At 35.3% G+C, this 3,924-nt stretch carries 6 protein-coding genes and 1 pseudogene; 2 read left to right on the forward strand and 5 right to left on the reverse strand.

Annotation, left to right across the window (positions count from 1 at the left end):
- Positions 1–174: 174 nt before the first annotated feature.
- The 3 genes and pseudogenes from GO685_RS05805 to GO685_RS05625 all read right to left on the reverse strand — a co-directional run bounded on the left by GO685_RS05805 (position 175) and on the right by GO685_RS05625 (position 1,250).
- A complete protein-coding gene (locus tag GO685_RS05805; protein WP_343033215.1) occupies positions 175–393 on the reverse strand; it encodes a hypothetical protein in 219 nt (72 codons plus the stop codon).
- Positions 394–507: 114 nt separating this feature from the next.
- Positions 508–585 (reverse strand): annotated as a pseudogene (locus GO685_RS05810) (hypothetical protein); the annotation flags it as partial.
- A 23-nt stretch (positions 586–608) separates the two neighbouring features.
- On the reverse strand, positions 609–1,250 hold the full coding sequence (locus GO685_RS05625; RefSeq protein ID WP_246226420.1) for an ankyrin repeat domain-containing protein: 642 nt from the start codon (positions 1,248–1,250) through the stop codon (positions 609–611).
- Between the two features lie 182 nt (positions 1,251–1,432).
- Between GO685_RS05625 and GO685_RS03870 the strand changes: the two genes are divergently transcribed.
- A complete protein-coding gene (locus GO685_RS03870; RefSeq protein ID WP_175937648.1) occupies positions 1,433–1,957 on the forward strand; it encodes a Na+/H+ antiporter subunit E in 525 nt (174 codons plus the stop codon).
- Here GO685_RS03870 and GO685_RS03875 read toward each other — a convergent pair.
- Positions 1,950–2,366, reverse strand: a complete 417-nt coding sequence (locus GO685_RS03875; RefSeq protein WP_175937649.1) for a hypothetical protein — start codon at positions 2,364–2,366, stop codon at positions 1,950–1,952. The two genes, GO685_RS03870 and GO685_RS03875, sit on opposite strands and share 8 nt — an antisense overlap.
- Before the next feature lie 274 nt (positions 2,367–2,640).
- On the opposite strand from GO685_RS03875, the gene purN reads away from it, so the two are divergent.
- Positions 2,641–3,207 carry a phosphoribosylglycinamide formyltransferase gene (gene purN, locus GO685_RS03880; RefSeq protein ID WP_175937650.1) on the forward strand — a complete coding sequence of 189 codons (567 nt, stop codon included), beginning with the start codon at positions 2,641–2,643 and terminating at the stop codon, positions 3,205–3,207.
- Here the strand turns inward: purN and GO685_RS03885 are convergent.
- Positions 3,204–3,731 carry a hypothetical protein gene (locus GO685_RS03885; protein WP_175937651.1) on the reverse strand — a complete coding sequence of 176 codons (528 nt, stop codon included), beginning with the start codon at positions 3,729–3,731 and terminating at the stop codon, positions 3,204–3,206. The two genes, purN and GO685_RS03885, sit on opposite strands and share 4 nt — an antisense overlap.
- Positions 3,732–3,924 lie beyond the last annotated feature (193 nt).

Consider the following 3,924-nt stretch of genomic DNA (forward strand, 5'->3'; position numbering starts at 1 on the left):
TAGTTTCTCTATTTGTAGCTAAGTTAAACTACCAGTTTTTGCTACATCTTTCCTTATTTTCTCATGATAAACTTTTTTCACAGAGACTAGGCAGAGCGTGGCTTTTTATCAAGGTGAGAAATGATGGTCCCTTTGAATAGGTAGAAAGAGTGCTATAGCAACGGAATGACGGAATTACACAGGTGATTTTGGCATATCCCCAGGTGCAACCTGTTCTGCATTCTCATTTACTTTCACTTCAGTTTTAGGCTTTGACATCATATATATGCCAGCACCAACAACAGCACTTGCTATAAGCGCAGATCCTGCAACTAGCCCAATCATTGTTGGTATAGATAAAGTAGTAGCAAATGTGAGTGCAGTAGCAACTATCGCTGCGACTACAAAACCCACAACAATGCCTTTTACAATTGCATTTTTTATAAGTTGTTTTTTTTCTGCTTGCTCGAGGAGTTGTATTATGTCTTCATCTTTAGCAAGACCCCTGGGCGTTCTACCATCCGAGTCTTTTAATAAAGGATTTGCTCCGCTTTCTAGCAGGACTTTTACTACCTCTACATAGCCATTTTTAGCAGCAAGATGTAAAGGAGAACGTTTCTTCTCATCTCTTAGGTTAACATCTGCCTTGTTTTAATGAGTATTTTTACTATATCTGTATCGCCTTCTTTGGCAGCAAAATGTAAAGGAGAACGTCCCTTCCTACCTCTTAAATTAATATTTGCCTTATATTTAATTAAAGTTTCTACCATTTCTTTGTGGCCTTCTTTGGCAGCAAGATGTAAAGGAGTCAGTCCATCATCATCTTTTAAATTAACATTTGCCTTGTGCTTAATTAGAATTTCTGCTATCTCCTGATGATCTCCTTCAACAGCAAGATGTAGGGGAGTAAATCCATCATACTTATTTTTTAAGTTAACATCTGCCTTGTATTTTATCAGGATCTCTACCATCTCTTTGTTGTTTATGATGATGGCAGTATGTAAAGGAGCGTAAATACCACTGTTAACGTTTGCTCCCTTGGCTAATAAGGCTTCTACTATTTTTATACATCCATTTTCAACAGCGATATCTAACAACGTGTCACAATCGGTGGTAAGACGGTAATTAATATCATCTTCCTTTCCCCACTTTTCGTATGTTTCTTTGTCTTCTTGTAGCTTAATCTTTATTTGCTCGATTACATTACCCGCACTCAAATCTGGGAGAGCATTTATTTCTTTAAGTATTTCTGCAAGTTTTTTTTGTTCCATAATTTTCTCTTGTCCAGTTCAATTGTTGCATATTTTGGCAAAAAAGTCAAGAGTTTAGTATTCTCTACCTCTCAATTTGACAGAGTTTATCGAACATTTCCTCAAGACACTAAATATGAATTTATAGGGGTAGGAACATTATTATCTTTCCTTAAAAAATCACTTAAGCTATACTGCAGATCATGAACCTTAGGCAAAAAATCAAGTTTTTTTCTCTGTCTTTTATAATACTGTTTTTCCTATGGATTGTATTGTCTGGTTATTTTGAGCCGTTTTTTGTTTTTTGTGGGGTATTTTCCTCTATATTCACATTGTTTATCTTTAAACGATTGATAGATGCTGAAAGTACCTTTAGTCAAATCCTAAATGGTAGGAGTAGATTGTCATTTTGTAAGTTGCTGGTAAGTTATATACCGTGGTTGATATACCAAGTCATTCTATCGAGTATTTATGTAACAAAAAAAGTGCTACAGGCCGAGCTTAAACTTGAGCCAATCACCATCCTAAAGAAGTGTAAAGGACATAACGACGAAAGCATCACATTGTTTGCAAATTCAGTCACGATCACTCCTGGCACTTTAACTATCAATGTTGTAAGAAAACGGCAAACTTACCTGTCTACCATATATTTGATAGATAAAAGTCTTGAAAGCGGCGTTTCCGAAATAGAGAATAGAGTCTTGAAAACGCTACGTTCAATCAGGTAATTGCCTTAAATAAGTTAACAGCATCCTTATATTCTCTTACTAGGCTTTCAAGCATTTCTTTTGGAAGGCTATTGCCAACAACAGAGCATAAATAATTGTATAAATCTTCTAACCTTGATATGTTGTTTTTCTTCTTACTGTTGAACTTATGTGGAAAAATATCTTCCATAATTTCAATAGCAGCAGCCTTACTTAAAAATACATTTTCACTTGTCACACTTATTCTTACCAGGATGGTGTTGATTTCAGGTTCATCACTCGCATAAAAATCTGACAGCCGAGCCATTTTAATGACGTATAGATTTACTATTTTTGACAGGCAATTATCAGCATATTCACAATTTTTTATTACTTCCCACTGAGTAACCTGAGATTTACTTATTTTTGCATTGTGTGGTAATTTGCTCATTAAATTTTCTCCGTTTAATCCAGTGAATAGATTATACTAATACTTTGTTAAATAAATAATAACACGATTACAAAAATGTATACCTATATTGATATACTTACCCAGATGCTTCAACATCAGAGCTAATTTCAGCTGAATGTTGTCCAGCGAAATCTAAAATTAGAAGGTCCACTTATAACGGAAAAGCTGTACGCACCCTTTTCACTATAAAATAGGTTTTCCTTTTGAGCTGTTTTGTTAATATTGAATCTCACACTAAACTAACTGTGCTATAATGAAAAAAATAAAGCTCGGAATACTCATTTCAGGTAGGGGGTCAAACATGCAGTCATTGATAAAAGCATGTCAAGATCGCAATTTTCCTGCAGAAGTTGTGTGCGTTATCACAGATAATGGTGAAGCTACTGGCCTGAAAATAGCAAAGCAAGCAGGAATCTCAGAATTTGTTGTTGAAAATAAACCACTTGATGCTAATAAAATTCACGAAATACTCGTTCAACATAAGGTTGATCTGGTTTGCCTTGCAGGGTTTATGAGAATTCTAAAAGCTGACTTTCTGAGTAAATGGCACGACAAGGTTATAAATATTCATCCCTCTTTACTTCCATCTTTTAAGGGTCTCAATGCTCAAGAGCAAGCTCTGAAAGCAGGTGTAAAAATCACAGGTTGTACCGTACATTATGTCACTCCTGAAGTTGATGCTGGAGCAATAATCGCTCAAGCTGCTGTGCCAGTGTTACCAAACGATAACATTCAAAGCCTCTCAGAACGTATTCTAGCTGAGGAACATCAGTGCTACGTGGAGGCAGTGAGGTTAATAGCAGCTAAGATAGCAAACTAGAGAAACCGTGAAGTATCGCTCCCTTTTTCTCTTTCTTCAATCACATTTTTACCTAAAGAAAGGCGTGTTGGAACTTTAGGATTGGAGCTTTTTCGTTTAATGTGTTTTTCTTTTTTCATTTTAGTGGTTTCGCTATTTTTATCAGCTATATCACTATCTGTTAGTTTGCGATTGCATTCTTTCAGCATTTCCTTTAAATGCTGAACTTCTTTCTGCCTTTCTTTATTCTCCTTATCAGCATGCAGTTTTGCTAATACCACCGTTTCAGGTAGAGTTTTTGCTATAACTTTATAAAGACGTGATGAGTTTATTTCTTTTTTCATCTCTGTGTACAGCTTTTTCTGTTCCTCTTTTGAAAATTGTGAAAGATGATTTTTAAAGTCTTTAACTTGGCGGTAAATGGAGTTAGTTATGTTGCCAACCATCGCTACACAACCAAACGTAATAAGAGGCGCAGTAGCAAAAAGAGCTACAGGATTGCTAAATAAAGCAATAGAAACTGCAGCGCCAGTTAAAAATAACACATCGCACAGAATATCTAGACAGATGTCTTGAATTCTATGATTATCCTTTCTTTTTGCTTCTAATGTTTTCTCGTAGTTAAACTTTCTATATAGACTCTTTTCTCTAGTCTCTGTGAAAAAAGTTTATCATGAGAAAATAAGGAAAGATGTAGCAAAAACTGGTAGTTTAACTTAGCTACAAATAGAGAAATTA

Source organism: Wolbachia endosymbiont of Madathamugadia hiepei (assembly GCF_013366855.1).
Classification (GTDB): domain Bacteria; phylum Pseudomonadota; class Alphaproteobacteria; order Rickettsiales; family Anaplasmataceae; genus Wolbachia.

Bases quoted from the DNA above. Each gene is read 5' to 3' on its own strand.
- purN (WP_175937650.1), top strand. From the start codon at position 2,641: ATGAAAAAAATAAAGCTCGGAATACTCATTTCAGGTAGGGGGTCAAAC.
- GO685_RS05625 (WP_246226420.1), bottom strand. From the start codon at position 1,250: ATGGAACAAAAAAAACTTGCAGAAATACTTAAAGAAATAAATGCTCTC.
- GO685_RS03870 (WP_175937648.1), top strand. From the start codon at position 1,433: ATGAACCTTAGGCAAAAAATCAAGTTTTTTTCTCTGTCTTTTATAATA.
- GO685_RS03875 (WP_175937649.1), bottom strand. From the start codon at position 2,366: ATGAGCAAATTACCACACAATGCAAAAATAAGTAAATCTCAGGTTACT.